The 20,262-nt window shown below is 59.2% G+C and carries 22 protein-coding genes; 17 read left to right on the plus strand and 5 right to left on the minus strand.

Annotated features, from left to right (window positions below; translation table 11 throughout):
- Positions 1–68: 68 nt before the first annotated feature.
- Entirely contained in the window at positions 69–1,199 is a 1,131-nt protein-coding gene (locus DEM27_RS30185) for an RHE_PE00001 family protein (protein WP_165823688.1), read from the minus strand.
- Between the two features lie 189 nt (positions 1,200–1,388).
- Between DEM27_RS30185 and DEM27_RS30190 the strand changes: the two genes are divergently transcribed.
- Together DEM27_RS30190 and DEM27_RS30195 are read left to right on the plus strand one after the other, a co-directional pair.
- Positions 1,389–2,534 (plus strand): site-specific integrase, encoded by a 1,146-nt coding sequence (locus DEM27_RS30190; RefSeq protein WP_420028869.1) that lies wholly within the window; start codon positions 1,389–1,391, stop codon positions 2,532–2,534.
- Between the two features lie 423 nt (positions 2,535–2,957).
- The gene (locus DEM27_RS30195; protein WP_109461968.1) at positions 2,958–3,758 is read left to right on the plus strand and encodes a hypothetical protein; all 801 of its coding nucleotides are present in this window, start codon (positions 2,958–2,960) and stop codon (positions 3,756–3,758) included.
- 98 nt (positions 3,759–3,856) lie between these two features.
- Here DEM27_RS30195 and repC read toward each other — a convergent pair whose 3' ends face one another.
- The 3 genes from repC to repA form a co-directional block, all read right to left on the minus strand.
- A complete protein-coding gene (repC, locus tag DEM27_RS30200) occupies positions 3,857–5,074 on the minus strand; it encodes a plasmid replication protein RepC (protein ID WP_109461969.1) in 1,218 nt (405 codons plus the stop codon).
- A 173-nt stretch (positions 5,075–5,247) separates the two neighbouring features.
- The gene (repB, locus tag DEM27_RS30205) at positions 5,248–6,207 is read right to left on the minus strand and encodes a plasmid partitioning protein RepB (RefSeq protein ID WP_109461970.1); all 960 of its coding nucleotides are present in this window, start codon (positions 6,205–6,207) and stop codon (positions 5,248–5,250) included.
- Positions 6,208–6,330: 123 nt separating this feature from the next.
- A complete protein-coding gene (gene repA / locus DEM27_RS30210) occupies positions 6,331–7,527 on the minus strand; it encodes a plasmid partitioning protein RepA (RefSeq protein WP_097544850.1) in 1,197 nt (398 codons plus the stop codon).
- A gap of 380 nt (positions 7,528–7,907) precedes the next feature.
- Between repA and traI the strand changes: the two genes are divergently transcribed.
- The 14 genes from traI (at position 7,908) to DEM27_RS30280 (ending at position 19,473) form a co-directional block, all read left to right on the plus strand.
- Complete coding sequence (traI, locus tag DEM27_RS30215) at positions 7,908–8,531, plus strand: acyl-homoserine-lactone synthase (protein WP_109461971.1); 624 nt, start codon at positions 7,908–7,910, stop codon at positions 8,529–8,531.
- Between the two features lie 12 nt (positions 8,532–8,543).
- The gene (gene trbB / locus DEM27_RS30220; RefSeq protein WP_109461972.1) at positions 8,544–9,521 is read left to right on the plus strand and encodes a P-type conjugative transfer ATPase TrbB; all 978 of its coding nucleotides are present in this window, start codon (positions 8,544–8,546) and stop codon (positions 9,519–9,521) included.
- On the plus strand, positions 9,511–9,894 hold the full coding sequence (locus DEM27_RS30225) for a TrbC/VirB2 family protein (RefSeq protein WP_109461973.1): 384 nt from the start codon (positions 9,511–9,513) through the stop codon (positions 9,892–9,894). The genes trbB and DEM27_RS30225 overlap by 11 nt, the downstream gene beginning before the upstream one ends.
- Positions 9,887–10,186 (plus strand): conjugal transfer protein TrbD, encoded by a 300-nt coding sequence (locus DEM27_RS30230; RefSeq protein ID WP_064334707.1) that lies wholly within the window; start codon positions 9,887–9,889, stop codon positions 10,184–10,186. The genes DEM27_RS30225 and DEM27_RS30230 overlap by 8 nt, the downstream gene beginning before the upstream one ends.
- 9 nt (positions 10,187–10,195) lie before the next feature.
- Positions 10,196–12,652, plus strand: coding sequence for a conjugal transfer protein TrbE (locus tag DEM27_RS30235; protein ID WP_109461974.1), 2,457 nt, complete (start codon positions 10,196–10,198; stop codon positions 12,650–12,652).
- Positions 12,624–13,427 (plus strand): P-type conjugative transfer protein TrbJ, encoded by an 804-nt coding sequence (trbJ, locus tag DEM27_RS30240; protein ID WP_097544845.1) that lies wholly within the window; start codon positions 12,624–12,626, stop codon positions 13,425–13,427. The genes DEM27_RS30235 and trbJ overlap by 29 nt, the downstream gene beginning before the upstream one ends.
- Positions 13,421–13,597 (plus strand): entry exclusion protein TrbK, encoded by a 177-nt coding sequence (gene trbK, locus DEM27_RS30245; protein ID WP_109461975.1) that lies wholly within the window; start codon positions 13,421–13,423, stop codon positions 13,595–13,597. Before trbJ ends, trbK begins: the two co-directional genes overlap by 7 nt.
- Positions 13,598–13,637: 40 nt before the next feature.
- Entirely contained in the window at positions 13,638–14,780 is a 1,143-nt protein-coding gene (gene trbL, locus DEM27_RS30250; RefSeq protein ID WP_420028870.1) for a P-type conjugative transfer protein TrbL, read from the plus strand.
- Positions 14,781–14,804: 24 nt separating this feature from the next.
- Positions 14,805–15,467: a conjugal transfer protein TrbF gene (locus tag DEM27_RS30255; RefSeq protein ID WP_064334712.1), complete on the plus strand. Its 663-nt coding sequence runs from the start codon at positions 14,805–14,807 to the stop codon at positions 15,465–15,467.
- A gap of 17 nt (positions 15,468–15,484) precedes the next feature.
- Complete coding sequence (gene trbG, locus DEM27_RS30260) at positions 15,485–16,297, plus strand: P-type conjugative transfer protein TrbG (RefSeq protein WP_109461977.1); 813 nt, start codon at positions 15,485–15,487, stop codon at positions 16,295–16,297.
- Between the two features lie 3 nt (positions 16,298–16,300).
- Entirely contained in the window at positions 16,301–16,738 is a 438-nt protein-coding gene (gene trbH, locus DEM27_RS30265; RefSeq protein WP_097544841.1) for a conjugal transfer protein TrbH, read from the plus strand.
- Between the two features lie 12 nt (positions 16,739–16,750).
- A complete protein-coding gene (gene trbI, locus DEM27_RS30270; RefSeq protein WP_109461978.1) occupies positions 16,751–18,052 on the plus strand; it encodes an IncP-type conjugal transfer protein TrbI in 1,302 nt (433 codons plus the stop codon).
- Between the two features lie 98 nt (positions 18,053–18,150).
- Positions 18,151–18,372 (plus strand): hypothetical protein, encoded by a 222-nt coding sequence (locus tag DEM27_RS30275; RefSeq protein ID WP_109461979.1) that lies wholly within the window; start codon positions 18,151–18,153, stop codon positions 18,370–18,372.
- A gap of 387 nt (positions 18,373–18,759) precedes the next feature.
- A complete protein-coding gene (locus DEM27_RS30280; RefSeq protein WP_165823692.1) occupies positions 18,760–19,473 on the plus strand; it encodes an autoinducer binding domain-containing protein in 714 nt (237 codons plus the stop codon).
- On the opposite strand, the gene DEM27_RS30285 is transcribed toward DEM27_RS30280, so the two are convergent.
- Positions 19,466–19,783 carry a transcriptional repressor TraM gene (locus tag DEM27_RS30285; RefSeq protein WP_109461981.1) on the minus strand — a complete coding sequence of 106 codons (318 nt, stop codon included), beginning with the start codon at positions 19,781–19,783 and terminating at the stop codon, positions 19,466–19,468. The genes DEM27_RS30280 and DEM27_RS30285 overlap by 8 nt on opposite strands.
- 198 nt (positions 19,784–19,981) lie before the next feature.
- Between DEM27_RS30285 and DEM27_RS30290 the strand changes: the two genes are divergently transcribed.
- Positions 19,982–20,194 carry a helix-turn-helix domain-containing protein gene (locus tag DEM27_RS30290; protein ID WP_097544836.1) on the plus strand — a complete coding sequence of 71 codons (213 nt, stop codon included), beginning with the start codon at positions 19,982–19,984 and terminating at the stop codon, positions 20,192–20,194.
- Positions 20,195–20,262: the final 68 nt, after the last annotated feature.

Raw genomic sequence — 20,262 nt, forward strand, 5'->3', positions numbered from 1 at the left:
TGCCGCCAGGTCAGCGCTTGGGGCACTCCAGACCGCCTGCCATCATACTCAACATCGTCTTGATGTTCTCAGATTACGCCCCACGCCCGAAACCTTCCCCTGCCCGTCATCTCCCTCAACCCCAGTTCCTGCACGATCCGCCGCGCTCCTTGCGGCGTCACCCCAAGCGTCTTCGCCACCATGCCAGCCGAGATCAGCGGCCGCGCCATGACGAGCTCGACGAGCTCCGGCAGCCTGGACGACGTCCGCCGCCCCTCCAATTTGCGCATCATCATCTGCCGCGCCAGCACCAATCGGTCATGCTCCTTCAGCCCCGTCTCGGCGGCAATCGTCAACGCCCTCGCAATGACCAGCAACCGCGTCTCCCGATCACGATGCCGGCGCCGATCGACGGGGATGGCTTTTAGTCCCAGATTGATCGACGCGAGATGTCCGCCGGTGGTGACACCACCGGCGCGCAGAAGCGAGGCGGCTAGCAGCCGCCCGAGCCAGGGCGCATGCTGAAGGACTGCTATCTCGTTCCAGGCATCAAGGGCGACAATCGCCTGCAGCATTGCCGGCAGGTTTTGGGCCTGGCGCAAAACGCTGCACCATTCCTCGAGCCTCTCGTCCTCGTCCCAGTCGAGATCATAGATCAGCGGATCGGCCGGAGCACGGCCGGGCCTCCTAGCTTGCTCGATTGCTGCCTCGGATCGGGCCAGCAGCGCATCGATGGCTGTATAATCGACACCGGGGATATCTTTGGCGTCGCCGTTATCGTCCCCCTCCCCCTCGCGACCAATCAGGGTCGCTGGTCTGATGACGCCGGCAGTCTCGGTCTCGCGCGCGCCGGTCGACGTGATCTCCCCGGCTTTCCGCAACGTCCGAATACCCTCGGCCGACAGCGCCCACCCGGGCGGCTGAGCGGCGATCCGACGGCGGGTCCGGAGCACGTCGCGGGCGATGGTGAGCTCGTGGGTGGGAGTGCGAATGTCACGCGTAGCGTCGTGCAGAACAAGGTCCTCGAGATGCACCAGTTCGCCGTCGATCCAGAGTGAGGCACAGGCGTCGGCGAAATGCATCCTCTCTACCCACCCCTCTCCGACCGGCGAACGGGCGATGCGCTCGTCGAGACGCGCCAATGCGATGCCTGCGTCCGATATCGGCCGCAGCAGGGTCTGGATGGGTAACTTGGCCAGATCGTAACGCATTGAAATCATGGTAAATGATTTGTTAAAAGAACTCTATCTGAATGTTGACGTTCGTCACATGGTATGACTGCCAGTAGAGGCTTTAACCTCCGATAAGTATCCCTTATCGAGGCTTATTGATTTCTGCCCGCAAATCAGAAAAAGTCGTGCCGATGGACGGCCGTAGCGCCGCCTCGAAGCACCCTTTTGGAGCCACGCTTGCCATCTTCAAGCCAAAAGTCACCGGTCGACCGTCGCGCCGAAGAACTCGACACGATTGCCGCCGTCCTTCCGATGGAGCGGCGTGACGAACTGGCCGAGCTGCTGACCGACCAGGATATCCAAACCCTGAAGCATCTGGTCAACGAGGGCATGGGCGAAAACACGCTTCGCGCCCTGACGTCAGATCTTGCTTACCTGCAGGCCTGGTCTCTCGCCGCCACCGGAAAGTCGCTGCCCTGGCCTGCGCCAGAAGCGATGCTTTTGAAATTCGTTGCCCACCACCTGTGGGATCCGCAAAAGCGCGCCGTCGATCCCGATCACGGCATGCCGGAAGCCGTTTCGCAAAACCTCCGCGATCAGGGATTTTTGCGCACCGCCGGGCCGCATGCGCCGGACACCGTGCGCCGACGGCTGGCATCCTGGTCGACGCTGACGAAATGGCGAGGACTCGCCGGCGCCTTCGCCTCCCCGGCCCTCAAGTCCGCTATTCGCCTCGCCGTCCGGGCCACGCCGCGGCCACGAAAGCGGAAGAGCGCCAAAGCGGTGACCGGCGACGTGTTGGCTCAAATGCTGGCGACCTGCAGCACCCGCAGCCTGCGCGATATTCGAGACCGGGCGATCCTGATGGTCGCTTTTGCCTCGGGCGGCCGCCGGCGCAGTGAGATTGCCGGACTGCGTGTGGAACAGATTACCGTCGAGTCACCGATCGAGACCGACGGCAGCCCTCCCCTCCCCTCTCGCGCCATTCATCTTGGCCGCACCAAAACATCTGGCGCCGACCAGAACGAAGTCGTCTATCTCAACGGTCGGCCTGTCGAGGCGCTCAATGCCTGGATCGACGCGGCGAAGATCGAAAGTGGCAGCGTGTTTCGCAAGGTCGATCGCTGGGGCAATGTGTCGAAGCGGGCGCTGGAGCCGGGAGCGGTCAATGCGATCGTCAAGCAGCGGGCGGAGATGGCCGGATTGGAGCCCGGGGAGTTTTCCGCGCATGGGCTGCGGTCAGGCTATCTGACCGAGGCCGCAAACAGAGGTATTCCACTTCCCGAAGCCATGGAACAGTCACGGCATCGATCGGTCCAGCAGGCGTCAAGCTATTACAACAGCGAAACACGTCGAAGTGGTCGAGCGGCGCAGCTGCTATAGCCTGACGGCAGGAAGGTCATCTGGCCAGGGAGATTCTACGCTCCAACGCATCGATCCTCGCGGTAAGGTCTCGTATCGCCGCGGCGCAGCTTTTCGGTTGGGTCCCAGCGTTCGGCGGATGCTCAAGCAATGGACGATGCACATAGCATGCCGGACTTTGGGCACCGTGGTGTCTCCGCCTAAAAACTCAATAAGGATTTCGGTTGAGACTGGGGAACAGCTTACTTTCCCGAAACTGTTCGCTCTGCTATAGCCAAGGCGACCTCGAGGCAACTCCCAGGCGCTCCACCATCTGCGGGGCGTGACGGTCGTAGTGACCTGTGCCGGCCCGGCTTGCCGGGCTGGCACGGCTGGGTCCCCTTCCCGATGCAGGGCACTGCTGCATTCAATTGTCGCTGCTCCGCACAACCGAATGGTTTTCGTGTGACCACACTGATCGCCTGGATCGCTTTCGATAACAAGTTTGCCGCAGCATATATGGCAAGCGACAGCAGAATTACCTGGGACAGCCAAGGTGTGAAGCGCTGGGACGCAGGCCGGAAGATTTTCGCAAGCAAGACCTATCCCGACATTCTAGGCTACGCGGGCGACGTCGTTTTCCCGGCGCTTGCGCTTAGCCAACTCATCGAAGCGTTCGACGCGAACACCATGTTCAATTCGGACGCAACTCCTTGGGAGCGCCACGAGATCATCAAAAGATCTCTCAAGGACTCCTATGCTCATCGCCATCATACTGATGACAGAGATTTCCACATATTGCACCTCAGCCGATGGGATGGCGAGCCCAGGGCAACAGTCCATGCCTGGTGCCTCGAATATGCGGCAGCCGGAAAGGCTTGGACCGACCGCGTTCTGGAGATACCGACTAGCACTGGCATTATCGAGCGTATTGGCTCGGGTGTGCCGGCAGCCAAGACACATGAACGTCTCTGGGCTGCCACATATAGCAGGGAGATATTCTCGTCGTTCTGCGACGCCATCTCAAGCGGCACTGACAGCCTTTCCGGCGGCGCCGCACAGTTGGCCGGCTTCTACCCGAGGGGGGTGGCGAAGACGTTTGGCATCTTGCGCGATAGCAAAGCTTTTTTGAACGGCCTTCCCGTCCACGCGCCAATTTCGAATAGCACCATCGAATGGCGCGACCACCTTTTCCAACGGATCGATATTTCGACCGGAAAGCTGCTCGAGGGCGCGCAAGTTCACACGAGGCCGAAAGGCAAATAGATTAGCACGCTTCAAAAGTTGCCAGCCGGAAACTTCTGCGAAAAAATTCACTTTAACCATATATTTCAGCCGGTTAGTCACATAATCGCGAAGATCCGTCACGCCGAAACGCGTGACGGCATACCGCTGGCTCGTAGGGCGGCGAAAAGCATAGGTGCGAGTGAAAACTCGCCGCGCCGGGCCTTTGCTGTCAAATCACGGAGATATCCGCCGGCCGAGTTGATATGGCCCGTTCGCTCCAAAATGCAGGCAATTGCGATTGCCGACCCCATCTGCCCCATGACTTCGCATGCTTCCTCGTAAGCCGACGGGCTAACACCAAGCATGGACCGAACCGTCACGGCGGCCGACATCATGTCACGCCAGCTTACGATTGATCCACCCGGCCCATAGGGCACAATCTCCGGGCAAGCGCGCAGCACCATCGATAGCGGGAACACTTCGGGTTCGTCTTTCCGCCCTGCTAGTTTGTTTGGCTCAGGCTTCTCGCCCTGCTTCTTTTCGAAGCGAGGTTCAAATTCATTATGAGATTCGGTATTTGAATTCTGTATGTGGCATCCGTATGCGATGTCATTGCCATCGCTTTTTGTGATTTCTTCCTGCGTTTCCAACATTCTGGTGACTTCCTCGTGCAGTAGGCTCATCTCGTCGAGGCTTGTCATCAAGTCCCGCAGTGTCGGGCGGCGTGCGAATCTCCCCACGATCTCGACGAAACATGCTTCTGCCGCGGCCCAATCACCTGGCAGGTTTTCTTCCATCCCTACCGTGATCAGCTTACGGACGTCGCGTCGGACGATCGTGAGGCGGTCCTTCATGACACGGAAGCGGCGCTGTTCGGCGGCTACGTCCTGGGCGAGAGCCGCGAACTCGCTTGCGCGCGCAAGCAGCGGCGCGAGACTGAATCCATATGCATCCTCGATGTTGCCCTCGTCGCCCTTTCGAGCATAGCGCTTCCCGTTGGGGCTATCCTTCCTGATGATGACACCGGCCTCTACAAGGGCGCCAAGGCATTTGCGCAAAGTAGTTCCAGCAATTCCATTTGCTCGCGCCGAAAGCTGGGCGTTCGACGGAAAAACAATCAAGTTCTTCTCGCCGTCGAGTTCTGCAGCAGGGAAGAATGACAATAGAGCATTCAAGACGGCCAAAGCTCGATCTTGCAGACCAAGGCGCGAGCGGGCGTCACCTATGTCACGAAACACACGCCACTTATCTACCGAGCGGATTGTTACGGCCTGCTCGGTCTTCACCTGACGCTTTATCAGAGCGAGCGTCATCGGCCGCCGCCCGAAGGGCGTCGTGATATATCCCGTTTCCATGTCCTTCACCTTTCACAAGGCAAAGAAAAGGCTACGCCAGTGTGGCGTTGACTCTTGACTGTGATTCCGGGAAGTGCGATTCTCTAAGCGACCAAACTGAGAGAGGCCTTCTGGAACACCGTTTCGGAGGGCTTTTTCTTTGCTCTATTGATCCTTTCCTCGTTTCGCCCGACCTACTGCTTCGTTTTCTTGAACGACGCGTAGATTTCAGGGAGCACCGACATCAGGTAGTCCCCGAATTCCGGGGCCGCCTTGTTGTCGATCATCAATGTCAGTGTGCGCTTGTCCTGGCGAAAACGCGCGGCCTTGACGCCATCCTCGGCTTGCCAAACCTCCGCCTGAACCTTGTTCTTCTTCACCTTCTTTGGCGCCGCGGCCTCGAAAACACGAGCAAAGCGCTCGTCCGAGGGGAGGGCTTTCACCGCACCGTCGGACAAGACCTCTCGCGCCTTATCGACCGCGCCGTCCGAGCCTAACCGCGTCGCCAGTTCACCCCAACGATCCCGTCCCGTCTTAGGGGCAGCGCCGATGCCGCGAATGACATCGGCTGGCAGCTGCGTAGCTGCCTGGATCAAGCGGGATAGATTGCTCTTATCGACCGCGAGGGCGCCCATGATGACCGACCGCTGGAACCCGTTCGCCTCGAGTTCCGCTGCATAGAGCGCACGTTCGATGAACGACAGATCTTGGCGGGCACTATTCTCCTGCCCCTGAGCCAATACGAGCTCATCGTCGGTCAGTGTCCTGACGGCCGCTTTGATCTGGAGCCCTGCCGCCTTGACCGCGCGAAGACGCCGGCGTCCATAGGCGATTTGGTAGCGCCCTTCGATTGTTGGATGGGGTCGAACGAGGATAGGGACCTGTTGCCCATTCTCCCGGATGTTTCGGGCAAACTCCTCGAACTGTTCTCCATCCTCATCGAGGCGATCCGTGACGGCCGGCGCGTCGATACGATCCGGATCAAGTTCGATCAGCGATTGAGACTTCAACAGCTCGATCGAGCGCGAAACGGCACCAATAGCACCGCGCGGGGCGTATTGTGGTGTCATGCTTTCCTGAGCCGAGACATCCTCAGCACTCCCGGCATGGGATTTCGGGCCGGCAAGGTCGGAGAGAAGGTGTTTTCTAGCCATTTTCTGCTCCCTTTTTCGCGGTTGAAAAAACGAAACCCGCAAGCTTATTCAGGCCTTTGAGGCCAAAGTTTCCGGCTGGCAACTTTTCAACAATGCGGCAGCAAACGGGGGTTACCGTCGACATCACTTTCGGCCCCACGATGTTTGGATCAACTGCTGGATTTCTTTGTTCACACTATCGAGCGATTCCATCGCCCGATCGTACGTCGCCCTCGTGAACTGATCGCGGCTGACCTCGTAGAGGGTTTGCTTCGTGATGCCCGCGTCGGAGATCGCCGTGCTCTTGAGCATGGGGTGATTGAGAACGTGATCGCCAAACATAGTCCGCATGAACGAAACCATCTGGTTCTGCGGGCCATCGCCGGGCTCATAGCGGGTCACGAGATAACGCATCCAGTCATAGTTCATGCTGCCGCCAGCATCTGCGACGACGCTTAGAAGTTCGGAGGTCATGAGCAGGAACTGGCACATCGACATGACGTCCAGCATCTGTGGGTGGACCGTCACAAGAACGGCAGTCGCAGCGCATAGGGCCGAAATCGTGAGGAAGCCTAGCTGCGGCGGGCAATCCACCACAACGACGTCATAGTCGTCGGCCACAGACGAGATAGCATCGTCCATGCGGGTGAAGAAGATGTTTTTCCGATCGTTGGACCCGAGAACTTTAGCGGTATCGTGCTCAAATTCCATGAGCTCCAGATTGCCAGGCACGAGGTCGAGGTTGGTGAAATAGGTCTTTTTGATGACCTCCTTCAGCGATCGACGCTCGCTATCATATCTGACGGCTCCATAGAGCGTTTCGTTATCTCCGACATCGAACTCTGGCTGGAAGCCATGAAGAGCCGACATACTGGCCTGGGGGTCGAGGTCGATGGCCAGAACCCGGTAGCCGTTGAGCGCAAGGTATTGTGCGAGGTGGGCTGCGGTCGTCGTCTTCCCGGATCCGCCTTTAAAATTGACAGCTGTTATGACCTGCAGATGCTCCCGTCCCGTTCGCCGTGGGGAATAGCGCCGGTCGCCCTTTCCGTTTTCGTCAAGATACTCGCGAAGAGCCTGGATGGTTTCAACGGAGTAAGAACGGCGGTTGTTATTGCCTATTTGTGGCTGCGGTCCTTTGCCTTCGAGCGAGAGATGACGGAGATAGCCGTCGTTTACGCCAATTAGCTTCGCCGCCTCAGTCGAGGAAAACGACCGCAGTGTTTTCCGAGCTTCAGGCGGATAAAGCTTCACACGATGCTCGTGTAACGCACCCGAGAGATCTCGCGCGTGGGCGGCGATCAGTTTATGGATAGCCTTCTGAAGCTGGACGGGATTCTCCACGACATCCTCTCGTACACACGGTAATTTTCGTAAACACAGCAATTAAGCGTGTTTAGAACAACCGATTCCAGCGTGCTTGGCAAGAGATTTAAGGTTAACAAACACTTAACGAAGAGCGAATCGCTATAAGGGAGAGCCCTACGTTCTGGCCAAACCTTTCAACGAATCCGGTTAGTTAGTTGCATCCATAGGCCTATGTTGTTCAGCGTCCGTTCTAGGGCGAATCCTACATACCAAAGTTGTTGCTAACCGGGGCTCGGCCGACCTCGAAGCTCCTGAACGCTGCGACTCACGCCGACTCGGATTTGTAGGATCCTACAACTACCGTCCGATTCTCATCTGTGCTGATTTCCCGCCGATCAACGACGACGGAGAAATTCATGCAGGTTCTCGCGATTTCCACACCGCGAAATGTCCACGAAGCTCAGCTTCTCCACCGCCACCATCAGCTACGAGCACGCGTTTTCTCCGAGCGCCTGGGCTGGGAAGTCAACGTTGTCGACGGTCAAGAGGCGGACGCCTTTGACGCTCTTATGCCGACCTACATCCTCGCGATTTCCGACAGCGGCCAAGTGGCAGGATGCGCAAGGCTGCTTTCGGCCATTGGCCCGACAATGGTGGCCGACGTCTTTGACTCGCTGCTTCCGAATGGCCGCCTGAACGCGCACTCCGCGATGATCGAGAGTTCCCGCTTCTGCGTCGACACGATGCTCGGGGAGGGCAGGGGACACGGCTCGGTGCACGAGGCAACGCTGACCATGTTGGCGGGCATCATCGAGTGGTGCCTGGTGAACGGCACCACCGAAATCGTCACCGTCACTGACCTGCGCTTCGAACGGATCCTCGCGCGTGTCGGCTGGCCTCTGCAGCGCTTGGCAGAACCAAAGAAGATCGGCGTGACCGTGGCGGTAGCCGGGATCCTGCCCGCGAATACCGAGACATTCCTGCGGCTCCGGCCAACCAACTACCGTTCCGAACTCAGCACCGTCAGCCAAGCAGCGTAAGGAAGAAACGCCGTGAACCAGCTTCGCTCTCATCCTCGACTTGTCCGCAAACTCCAGGAAGCGCTAGGCGACCAGCTGTGCGTCGCCCTGGACGACTCAACGGTCGTCGAAATCATGCTCAATCCGGACGGAAAGCTTTTCATCGAACGGCTCGGCCACGGCGTGGCGCCGGCGGGCGAAATGTCCTCCGCAGCCGCGGAAATGGTGATCGGAACGGTGGCGCATGCGCTCCAATCCGAGGTCGACACTGCACAGCCGATCATCTCCGGGGAGTTGCCGATCGGCGGACACCGTTTCGAAGGATTGTTGCCTCCAGTCGTCGCCAAAGCGGCCTTCACGATACGCCGTCGTGCCTCGCGTCTGATCCCACTCGATGACTATGTGCGCTCCGGCGTGATGACCGAACACCAGGCCTCGACCATACGCAGCGCGGTTTCGTCCCGGCTCAACATCATCATCTCCGGGGGCACCGGGTCGGGCAAGACGACGCTCGCAAATGCCGTCATCGATGAAATCGTCAAGTCTGCGCCGGAAGACCGCCTCGTCATCCTGGAAGATACCGCCGAGATTCAGTGCGCGGCCGATAACGCCGTTCTTCTCCACACCAGCGATACCGTCGACATGGCGCGCCTGTTGAAGAGCACGATGCGGCTGCGGCCGGACCGGATTGTCGTCGGCGAGGTCCGCGACGGCGCTGCCCTTACATTGCTCAAGGCTTGGAACACCGGCCATCCGGGTGGCGTCGCCACTATCCACTCCAACACGGCCATGTCTGCGCTTCGCCGCCTCGAGCAACTGACCGCCGAAGCCAGCCAACAGCCGATGCACGAGGTAATCGGAGAAGCGGTCGATCTCGTCGTCTCGATCGAGCGGACGCCGCGCGGGCGGCGCGTGCGCGACGTCATCCAGGTCGAGCGCTTTGCGGGCGGCCAATACGAAATCGAATCCGACCAGCTTACGGAAGAACAGGAGGCGCGCCATGTCGCGTAGAAACGCACTCGTCGCCGTTACGCTCCTTGTGGCGCCCATCTTCTTTGCCTCGGTCGCGCCGGCGCTCGCCAGTTCCGGCGGGAGTCTTCCCTGGGAAGGACCGCTGCAGCAAATTCAGGAGTCGATCACGGGGCCGGTCGCCGGCGCCATCGCACTTGCGGCAGTCGCGATCGCCGGCGGCATGCTGATATTCGGTGGTGAGCTGAACGATTTCGCGCGGCGGCTGATGTATATCGTGCTCGTCGCCGGCATCCTGCTTGGCGCGACCAATATCGTCGGTCTTTTCGGCGCAACCGGTTCCTCGATCGGACTACCCAACGAGCAGACCACCTCCATCCATCAAAGCGGAGAAGGGGAGGGGGCTCATGGCTGAGTCCCTATCCGGGCTTCGACGCAACCGCATCCATCGAGCGCTATCGCGTCCGAACCTCCTTATGGGCGCGGACCGGGAACTGGTGCTGATCACCGGTCTTGCTGCAGTCATCCTCATCTTCGTCGTTCTCACGATCTATTCCGCGCTCTTCGGTGTTGCCGTCTGGATCGTCATCGTCGGGCTCCTGAGAATGATGGCAAAGGCGGATCCCCTGATGCGGCAGGTCTATATCCGCCATATCTCCTACAAACATTACTACAAGGCGACTTCCTCGCCCTGGCGCCGGTATTGAGGGGCAGGCATGGTTGCTCTCAAACGTTTCCGGGCCACCGGCCCTTCCTTTGCGGATCTCGTCCCCTATGCCGGCCTCGTCGACAATGGCGTTCTTCTATTGAAAGACGGGAGCCTGATGGCCGGCTGGTATTTTGCCGGGCCGGACTCCGAAAGCGCCACCGACCTTGAGCGCAACGAGCTCTCGCGGCAGATCAATACGATCCTGTCGCGGCTCGGAAGCGGATGGATGATCCAGGTCGAAGCCGTTCGCATCCCGACATTCGACTATCCGTCGGATGATCGCTGCCACTTTCCCGATGCGGTCACCCGCGCTATCGACGCCGAACGGCGGGCGCATTTCGCGCGCGAGCAGGGGCATTTCGAAAGTAAGCACGCGCTCGTCCTGACCTATCGGCCGCTCGAGTCCAAGAAGACAGCGCTCAGCAAATACATCTATTCGGACGAGGACAGCCGCAAGAAGACCTATGCCGACACGGTCCTCTTCATCTTCAAGAACGCCATTCGCGAGATCGAGCAGTATTTTGCCAACACTCTGTCGATCCGGCGCATGGAAACACGCGAGGTCGGTGAGAGGGGAGGGGAGCGGCTCGCGCGCTATGACGAGCTGCTGCAATTCGTTCGCTTCTGCGTCACCGGCGAAAACCATCCGATCCGGTTGCCGGATGCCCCAATGTATCTCGACTGGATTGCGACGGCCGAGCTCGAACATGGCCTGACGCCAAAGGTCGAAAATCGCTTTCTCGCAGTTGTGGCAATCGACGGCCTGCCAGCGGAGAGCTGGCCGGGGATTCTCAACAGCCTGGACCTGATGCCGCTCACCTATCGCTGGTCATCGCGCTTCATCTTTCTCGATGCGGAAGAGGCACGGCAGAAACTGGAACGCACCCGCAAGAAGTGGCAGCAGAAGGTACGGCCGTTCTTCGATCAGCTCTTTCAGACGCAAAGCCGTTCGGTGGATCAGGATGCCATGACCATGGTGGCCGAGACCGAGGACGCCATTGCGCAAGCGTCGTCGCAGCTTGTCGCCTACGGCTACTACACGCCCGTCATTGTTCTCTTCGATCACGACCGCGAAGCACTGCAGGAAAAGGCGGAAGCAATTCGTCGGCTGATCCAGGCGGAGGGTTTCGGCGCGCGGATCGAAACCCTCAACGCCACCGACGCCTTTCTCGGCAGCCTGCCCGGAAATTGGTACTGCAACATCCGCGAACCGCTGATCAACACGAGCAATCTCGCGGATTTGATGCCGCTCAACTCGGTCTGGTCCGGCAGACCGGCGGCGCCTTGCCCGTTCTACCCGCCGAACTCGCCACCACTGATGCAGGTGGCGAGCGGCTCGACGCCATTCCGGCTCAATCTCCATGTCGATGACGTCGGTCACACCCTGATCTTCGGGCCGACCGGCTCGGGCAAGTCGACGCTATTGGCATTGATCGCAGCGCAATTCCGGCGCTACGAACGCGCCCAGATCTTCGCCTTCGACAAGGGGAACTCGCTCCTTCCCCTGACGCTCGCCGGCGGCGGCGATCACTACGAGATCGGTGGCGACGCTCAAGACGAGGCAAGGGTGCTGGCCTTCTGCCCGCTATCGGACCTCACGAGCGATGCAGATCGCGCATGGGCAACGGAATGGATCGAAATGCTGGTCGCCCTGCAAGGCGTTGCCATCACCCCCGATCATCGCAACGCGATCTCGCGCCAGATCGGATTGATGGCCAGCGCTGCCGGACGGTCGCTGTCGGACTTCGTCAGTGGCGTGCAAATGCGCGAGATCAAGGACGCGCTTCATCACTACACGGTCGACGGCCCGATGGGTCAGCTTCTCGACGCGGAACAGGACGGCCTTTCACTCGGTGCGCTCCAGACCTTCGAGATCGAGCACCTTATGAACATGGGCGAGCGCAATCTCGTGCCCGTGCTGACCTATCTGTTCAGGCGGATCGAGAAGAGGCTTGATGGCTCACCGAGCCTGATCGTCCTCGACGAAGCCTGGTTGATGCTGGGCCATCCAGTGTTTCGCAGCAAGATCCGCGAATGGCTGAAGGTGCTGCGCAAGGCCAACTGCGCCGTCGTGCTTGCCACGCAATCGATCTCGGACGCCGAGCGCTCCGGGATCATTGACGTGCTGAAGGAATCTTGCCCGACCAAAATCTGCTTGCCGAATGGTGCTGCCCGGGAGCCTGGGACCCGCGAGTTCTACGAACGGATCGGCTTCAACGAACGACAGATCGAGATCGTTTCGAACGCGATCCCCAAGCGCGAATACTACGCCGTCACGCCTGAAGGCCGACGCTTGTTCGATATGGCGCTCGGGCCCGTGGCGCTGAGCTTCGTCGGCGCATCCGGCAAGGAAGACTTGAAGCGCATCCGCACGCTCAGTTCCGAACACGGCCGCGACTGGCCGATCCACTGGCTTCAAACGAGAGGAGTTCACGATGCCGCATCGCTGCTCAACTTCGAATAGATTGGTCGCTGGTATGGCGGCGGTCGTATTGACGATCGGCGCTGTCATGCCCGCGGACGCCGGCACGGCCACCGGGGCGGCGACAGAATGGACGCAGGTCCTCAACAATGGCGAGCTCGTATCGCTTGTTGGCCAATCCGGCGAGCAAATCCAGAACCAACTCACCCAGATCAGCCAGCTCGCGCAACAGATCGAAACGCAGCTCAATATCTACCAGAACCTGCTGCAGAACACCGCAACGCTTCCGTCACATATGTGGGGGCAGGTCGAAAGCGATCTCAATCAGCTCCGCAGCATCATCGATCAGGGCCAGAGCATCTCGTTTTCGATGGGCAATGCCGATGACGTGCTGCAGCAACGCTTCCAAAGCTACTCAAGCCTCAAGACCAACCTGCCGGACGCGACTAGTTTTTCGTCGACCTACCAGACGTGGTCGGACACCAACCGGGACACGATCGCCAGCACCCTGAAGGCGGCGAGCCTAACGGCCGAGCAATTCGATAGCGAGGAAGGCACGATGTCCTCGTTGCGGTCGATGTCCGAGACCGCCGACGGGCAGATGAAGGCATTGCAAGTTGGTCATGAGATCGCCGCGCAACAGGTCGCTCAGATGCAGAAGCTTCGCGGCCTTGTCTCCCAACAGATGACAATGATGGGAACCTGGCTTCAGACCGAGCAAACCGACAAGGATCTTGCCCAGACTCGGCGCGAGAAATTCTTCAGTGGGACCGCACCTTCCACATCCGGCGGCGAAAAGATGAAGGTGGAATGGTGAGAACAAAACTGATCCTCGTCGCTATCGCGATCTTACTGGCAGCCGGAAGCGCCGGCATCTGGTTCTTCATCTCCGAAAAGCAGGCTGCGCAGGAGCGCCGTGAAAAGTTCTTCGGCTCATCGAAGGAGTATCCGACCTCTGGCGGCGAAAAGATGAAAGTCGAGTGGTAGGGGCATGACAGCGATATCTCTTCAGCGGCTTCGATCGGTCATGCTGCTCACCACCGTCTGCGTGCTGGCGGCGCAGCCAGCACTCGCGCAGGAAGGTTCGGTGCTGACCTCGTTGCAAAGCCAGATCACAACGGCCGCAAAGGGTTGGGAAACGACCGTCATGGATGCGGCAAAGTCGCTGTTCTGGATCCTGGCAACGATCGAGATTGGCCTGGCCGCAGTCTGGCTCGCCATCCAAGCCGCATCGCTCGACAGCTGGTTCGCCGAGCTTGTCCGGCGGATCATGTTCGTCGGCTTCTTCGCTTTCGTGTTGGCACAGGGCCCCACCTTCGCCAAGGCGGTGGTCGACAGCCTATTCCAGATTGGCGCCGGAGGCGGCACTGCGTCGCCAGCCGACGTCTTCAATGCCGGGCTCGCGGTTGCAACGAAGATGTCGGAGAAGATTCAGTTCGGTCTATTCGAGGACAATGCGCTGGCGATCTCGGCTGCTTTTGCCATGGTCGTCGTAGTCATCTCGTTCTCGCTCGTCGCCGCGATTTTCGTGTCTGTCATGGTGGAAATGTATATCGGACTGCTTGCCGGTATGATCATGTTGGGGCTTGGCGGCTCGTCCTATACGAAGGACTTTGCGGTCCGATATCTGGTCTACGCATTCTCGGTCGGCATGAAGCTCATGGCACTTGTCATGATTTCCCGTATCGGATCGGAAGTGCTGATTGGATTGGCAAACGAACCTGACATCGGGGACCAATTCCAGACGGCACTCGCGATCGCCGGTATCGCGGTCGTCGTCTTCATTGTCGCTATCTACGTGCCGAACATCATGCAGGGTGTCGTTCAGGGCGCGTCCGTCTCGGGCGGGATGGAGGCGATCCGGCACAGTGGTCAGGCCGCATCATTTGCGACAGGAGCAGGGTTCCTCGCGGCTGGCGCTGCCGGTGCGGGATTTGCGGCGGCTCAAACCGCGCGGGCCGCGGGGTCATCCGTCGCCGGCGCCACGCTTCGAGGTTTCGGTGCAGGGATCGGCTCGGCAGGAAAAGCGGCGGGCTCGGCTGCCAAGGAGAAGGCCATTGGCTCTCCCGGCGCCTATGCCGGGTCTATCCTGGGTCTCGCCAATTCCAAGCTCGATCAGGCGCGCAGCGGGCACAGCGGACCAAAACCGCCTCCCGAACGCAAAGACTAACCCAAATCAGAAAGTGATCGATCGATGGCAGCGAACCGCGCCCCCGAAAACCCATATCTTGCCGCACGCCAGGAATGGAGCGAGCGATACGGTTCCTATGTGCAGTCGGCCGCCGCATGGCGGATCGTCGGTATCCTCGGCCTGACTATGGCCGTAATCGGCTTCGGGTACGCGATGTACCTGAGCACCCAAGTGAGACTGGTTCCTTACATCGTCGAGGTCGACAAACTGGGGACCGCAGTGACCGCCGGTTACCCTCAACAGATCGAATATGCCGACGTTCGGGTGGTGCGCGCCACGCTCGGTAATTTCGTCACGAGCTTCCGTTCGATCACACCGGATGCCGTGGTGCAGAAACAATATATCGATCGAACCTACGCACTCCTTAGGACGTCTGATCCATCGACCGAGAAGATCAACGCCTGGTTCCGCGGCAATTCACCATTCGAGAAGGCGAAATCGTCGACTGTCGCCATCGAGGTGAACAACATCGTGGCGCTGTCGAACCAGACCTATCAGATCGACTGGACCGAATACGAAAGGGACCGGAAGGGCAAGGAAACCGGCACGCGCCGGTTCCGCGGGATCGCAACGGTTACGCTCACCGCGCCGCAGGACGAGGCCACCATCCGCCTCAATCCGATCGGCCTCTATGTCCGGGATTTTGACTGGACGGCACAGCTTTAAGGGCAGGGAATTTCTCAATGCACAGAACAGGATTGATCGCAGCCGCCGGCTGCCTGGCCGGGCTCGCCTTTGCGAGCGCGGCCCAGGCGCAGAGCATGACTTACAACGAGGTGAAGGGTACGAACATTTCCCGGAAGTGGCGCGGTACGCCGGGGCTGGTGACAACCGGTCCTGATGGCAAGGTCATTTTCCTCTTCGGCGAGACTCAGCCGTCGGTCGTCTGCTCACCGCTACAGGTCTGCGATATCGAGCTCCAGGGCGGCGAGATCGTGCGCGATGTTCTGGTCGGCGATACCGTGCGCTGGAAGGTCGAGCCCGCAACCTCCGGCGCGACGGGCGGGCAGGCAATCCATCTGATCGTCAAACCGTCTGAGCCGGGCCTTGTCACCTCGATGGTCGTCACGACGTCGCGGCGTACCTATCACATCCAGCTCAAGTCCCATCCAAGCCAGTATATGGCCCGCGTCGGGTTCGAATACCCCGAGGACGTCTCGACCAAGCTCGCCGATATCAATTCCCGGCTAGAGTCCGGCGGGATACCCGGCACGGCGCCCGACAAACTGAACTTCTCCTACTCGGTAAGCGGAAGAGCGTCATGGAAGCCGAAACGTGTCTATTCGGATGGCCTGAAAACCTACATTCAATTCTCGAAATCAGTCTCGAGCCAGGATGCACCGGTGCTCTTCGTCGTCTCTGGCGGCCAGAACCGCATCGTCAATTACCGGATGAAGAACGACATGATGATCGTCGACTACGCGGTCGACAAGGCGATCCTCGTCTCCGGCGTCGGCTGGCGCCAGCAGAAAATCACCATCCGGCGGGGAGGCTGAACCATGCGCAAGCTTCTCGTCATGATCATCACCGCCTCCCTGCTTTCAGGCTGCCAGACAGCCGAGGATGGATTGACCACCAGTTCAACCCCGGTTGCCGTCACCGGCCCCGCCGCAAGCGCCATCGCCGGCGACATGGCGAGCCGGCTTGCCGAGCAGATCGGTCCGGCAGGCACGACGACGCTCAAAATGGAAAAGGACACGTCAGATTTCGCGGCGGCGCTCGAGGCGGCGCTGAAAGGATGGGGCTACACGGTCATCACCGACGGCAAGGTTGCCAAGGATGTCAAACCAGTCGAGCTCGCCTATTCGGTCGATGGCGTCGACGGTCAGTTGCTTGCGCGGCTCTCGACGCCGTCTATTGCCCTCGGCCGGGCGTACACCGCGACGGCGGACGGCGCCACGCCGGCAAGCCCGCTCTCCATCATGCAGCGCAACTGAGGGGAGGTGAGAATGGTCCAATCGCTCCAGCTCGGCGCCTCCAATCAGGCTGACGATCAGAAAAGCATGCGCCGCCTCAATCGGCTGCCGATCATCATCGCCATCGTCATCATCGCACTGTTCGTCGGCGTGGTCGTGATCGGCCTGTCGTGGCGAGGGCTCCCCTTTAATCGCAACAACGATATCGACAGCGCCTCGAATACGCCGGCAACGAACTTCGGAGACCAACTCAAGCGCGGCGTCACCGACGGCATCATCGGCGAGCCGGTGGACCGCGAGGTGTTCCAACCGACGCCGACCGTCGAGCAGAAGGTTGAGAAGGAAACACCTGTTGTCGACCGCCGGCCGACGGAAAGAGAACAACGACGCCCGAAGCTCGAATCCGAAGAGGAATGGAGAGCCCGTCTGAAGCGTGAGCAGGATGAGCAATATATCCGCGAGGCGCAGCGCCAGCGCATGGCCCGGCTGCAGGCGCGGGCAACGGCTTTGGACTCGCCATTGAAGGTGGATATTTCCGACGTCGAGAAGGCTGCCAACAATTCCGCAGACATGGGCCGGCAGACGGCGACTGCAACAGCCAACAATGCCTCGGACCTCTACGCCGCTGCCATGAAATCAGGCCTGATGGGCCAGAACGTCGATCCGAATACCCAGACCTCGAAGGAGGATTTCTTCAACCAGGACATCAAGGACCTCGGCTATCTGCCGAACAAGGTCGCACCCCAGTTTTCGCCTTACGAGCTGAAACGCGGCTCGGTTATTCCCGCCACATTGATCACCGGTCTCAATTCCGACCTTCCTGGACGCATCAGCGCCCAGGTCAGCCAGAACGTCTATGACAGCGCGACCGGCTATCGGCTGCTTATTCCGCAGGGCGCAAAGCTGTTTGGCCGCTACGATTCCAAGGTGTCGTTCGGCCAGGAGCGGGTCCTCGTCGTCTGGACGGACCTCATCTTTCCGAATGGATCGACCCTGCAGATCGGCGGCATGGCCGGAACGGATGCCGAAGGCTATGGCGGCTTCAAGGACAAGGTCGATCGCCATCTCTGGCGCACCTGGGGTTCGGCAGCACTCGTCGCGCTGATCGGAACCGGAATCGACATGTCGATGCCGGAGAGTTCGACGCTGGCGACGCAAGACACGGCGTCGGATGCAGCCAGGCGGAATTTTGCGGAAAGCTTCGGCCGCGTCGCCGAGCAGACAATCTCGAAGAACCTGAATGTGCAGCCGACGATCCAGATCCGGCCCGGCTACAAGTTCAATGTGCTCGTCGACCAGGACATAATTTTTCCGTCGGCTTACCGCATAAACTAAAGGAGACGCCAAGTCCGCAGGGGATGCAAATCTGCGAGTTGCGCTGGCTGAAGAAATGGTGCCGGATGATCCTACTCAACGCCAGAAAAGGATAGGCGATGACAGAAATGGATTTTGGCGATTTTCCCGATGACGACCCGGACCTTCTCGAAAACACCGCTTTGCCGAAGCAGTTTATTTCGCGCCTTCGAAAGGCGTTTTACACCCGGCTTTCGGATTTCGACGACATGGATGATATCCAGATGCTACGCGAACCGGGAATTAACTGGCGCATCATCAAAGCCGTCAGATCTGAGCGGGTACGTATCGACGCCAAGTAATCTTGCGCTTTAAAAAGCGCTGGTGTTTGATTTGGGCCTTGCGTGTGCAAACGGGCCGGGCATTACATCGCGTTCATTCAGTAAATAGCGCTCGCGCCAGAGCACGGTTTCCATTGCGAATGGTTCCTTGCCCCGCAAAAACTTTTCTTGATTTGTCATCTTTTTGAGGCCGAGAGCCTTGAAACCTTTCCCTTTATGGGTAGTGCTAACGTACACGGCAAGAGGGATTGCGTTGCATCGACTCATCACCGTCGGTTGCGTGGCTATCGTCAGCTGGCCATCAACAGGCCCCCTCGTTGCCGAACTACGATGCCCATCATCCAGCGTCTCGGCTGGCAAATAAAGGACCGCTTTACGGGTCAAGAACATAGGATAGGAGAAGCGTACGTGGACGGAGAATTTCGCTCGCTCGTTGATATGCTGGAAGTCGCGCAAGACGAGGCCATGATCAAGGGAGCCCTCAGGCAGTTCACGCATTCCTGCGGATACGAACGGTTTGCCTATCTCGAAAAAGAAGGCGCCCAGATCAGGACATTCAACTCCTATCCCAAGCCATGGGAGGGTCTGTACCTCTCGGCTGACTATTCCAGCATTGATCCCGTGGTGACGGAAGCGAAGCGCAAACGGGAGGTTTTCTTCTGGACCGCGGAGGATTGGCCGGGCCGCGGTTCTTCACCGCTCAGAAAGTTTCGCGACGAGGCGATCGACCACGGGATCCGCTGCGGCATGACAATCCCTGTGGAAGGTGGTTACGGTGCGTCGATGTTGCTGACCTTTGCATCCTCCAAAAGGGAAGTGGACGTCCCGGCCGCTTTCGACTCGAGGAGAGCAGTCCAATTGGTAATGATGGTCCATTATCGATTGAAGATGATTGCCGCCAAAGTCGCCATCAATCCAAAGCAGGTGCTGTCGCCACGCGAGATGTTGTGCTTGACATGGGCGATGAAAGGAAAAAACACACTCGAAACCGCCGCTGTGACTGGCATCAATTCTAGGACAGTGCAGCACTACCTTGATAAAGCACGCGCCAAATTGGGCGCTGAATCAGTGCCGCAGCTTGTTGGAATCGCGAAAGATCGTGGGTTGCTATGCTCTAATTAGGATCGTCCGGCGGGACGTCGGGAATGTAGCCAAGGGCGTCGATGACCTGCGACAGCTCTTCCTGCTGCGCTTCGGATTTCTTCTGACGGGCAATGTATTCGTCCTGCAGGTTTGCTAACACGTCGCTGGAAACCGAAGGATCGCCGCTCGCACGAATCCACTCCTCGTAGACCGCCTCGTCCGCGGCGAGCAGCCTGCGGTGTTCGTGTATCGCCGACACCGCCAATTCCTCCAACGCTTCCTTCGGCATCGAACAGAACCGCGGATTCCGCTCGCTTCTTTCGGTCTCAGAGGTCTCTGCATCGTTCATCCGCTTTTCCTCGAAACTCATTCCTTCACCACTTGAAACGATGCTTTGGTGCTGCACTGCGCGGCCCGCGTTACACCCTATCATACGATCAACATTGCGAGTCAGTCGAAGATCGCTTGCCGCCCAATATCATAGGCCACGTCGAATCGGAACTATAGTTCCTAGAACAATAGTTCCGATTCAGGTTCGGCTGACGTCATGGATCTCAACGAGGTCATGGCGGCCAACTTGCGTCGAATACGTCATGGCAAGAAACTGACGCAGGAGGAACTTGCGCACCGCACGGGCCTGAGCGCACGCCATATCGGTGCCATCGAACGCGCAGAGATGTCTGCAACCCTCACGGTTCTTGGCCAGATTTCAGAAGCACTGGGCGTCGAACCCGCCGTGCTTGTGACCAAATCGAACTGATCTGCAATCGCGCCCGACTGGATTTTAGTGTTCGGAGGCGGATTCCGCTTCGAAGCCAATGCGCATCG

The organism is Rhizobium album (genome assembly GCF_003122325.1).
Taxonomy (GTDB): domain Bacteria; phylum Pseudomonadota; class Alphaproteobacteria; order Rhizobiales; family Rhizobiaceae; genus Metarhizobium; species Metarhizobium album.

Bases quoted from the DNA above. Each gene is read 5' to 3' on its own strand.
- DEM27_RS30285 (WP_109461981.1), bottom strand. From the start codon at position 19,783: ATGAACGATGCAGAGACCTCTGAGACCGAAAGAAGCGAGCGGAATCCG.
- DEM27_RS30230 (WP_064334707.1), top strand. From the start codon at position 9,887: ATGGCTGAGTCCCTATCCGGGCTTCGACGCAACCGCATCCATCGAGCG.
- trbH (WP_097544841.1), top strand. From the start codon at position 16,301: ATGCGCAAGCTTCTCGTCATGATCATCACCGCCTCCCTGCTTTCAGGC.
- DEM27_RS30275 (WP_109461979.1), top strand. From the start codon at position 18,151: ATGACAGAAATGGATTTTGGCGATTTTCCCGATGACGACCCGGACCTT.
- DEM27_RS30255 (WP_064334712.1), top strand. From the start codon at position 14,805: ATGGCAGCGAACCGCGCCCCCGAAAACCCATATCTTGCCGCACGCCAG.
- DEM27_RS30225 (WP_109461973.1), top strand. From the start codon at position 9,511: ATGTCGCGTAGAAACGCACTCGTCGCCGTTACGCTCCTTGTGGCGCCC.
- trbK (WP_109461975.1), top strand. From the start codon at position 13,421: ATGGTGAGAACAAAACTGATCCTCGTCGCTATCGCGATCTTACTGGCA.
- DEM27_RS30290 (WP_097544836.1), top strand. From the start codon at position 19,982: ATGGATCTCAACGAGGTCATGGCGGCCAACTTGCGTCGAATACGTCAT.
- DEM27_RS30185 (WP_165823688.1), bottom strand. From the start codon at position 1,199: ATGATTTCAATGCGTTACGATCTGGCCAAGTTACCCATCCAGACCCTG.
- repC (WP_109461969.1), bottom strand. From the start codon at position 5,074: ATGGAAACGGGATATATCACGACGCCCTTCGGGCGGCGGCCGATGACG.
- trbL (WP_420028870.1), top strand. From the start codon at position 13,638: ATGCTGCTCACCACCGTCTGCGTGCTGGCGGCGCAGCCAGCACTCGCG.
- traI (WP_109461971.1), top strand. From the start codon at position 7,908: ATGCAGGTTCTCGCGATTTCCACACCGCGAAATGTCCACGAAGCTCAG.
- trbI (WP_109461978.1), top strand. From the start codon at position 16,751: ATGGTCCAATCGCTCCAGCTCGGCGCCTCCAATCAGGCTGACGATCAG.
- trbG (WP_109461977.1), top strand. From the start codon at position 15,485: ATGCACAGAACAGGATTGATCGCAGCCGCCGGCTGCCTGGCCGGGCTC.
- trbJ (WP_097544845.1), top strand. From the start codon at position 12,624: ATGCCGCATCGCTGCTCAACTTCGAATAGATTGGTCGCTGGTATGGCG.
- DEM27_RS30235 (WP_109461974.1), top strand. From the start codon at position 10,196: ATGGTTGCTCTCAAACGTTTCCGGGCCACCGGCCCTTCCTTTGCGGAT.
- repB (WP_109461970.1), bottom strand. From the start codon at position 6,207: ATGGCTAGAAAACACCTTCTCTCCGACCTTGCCGGCCCGAAATCCCAT.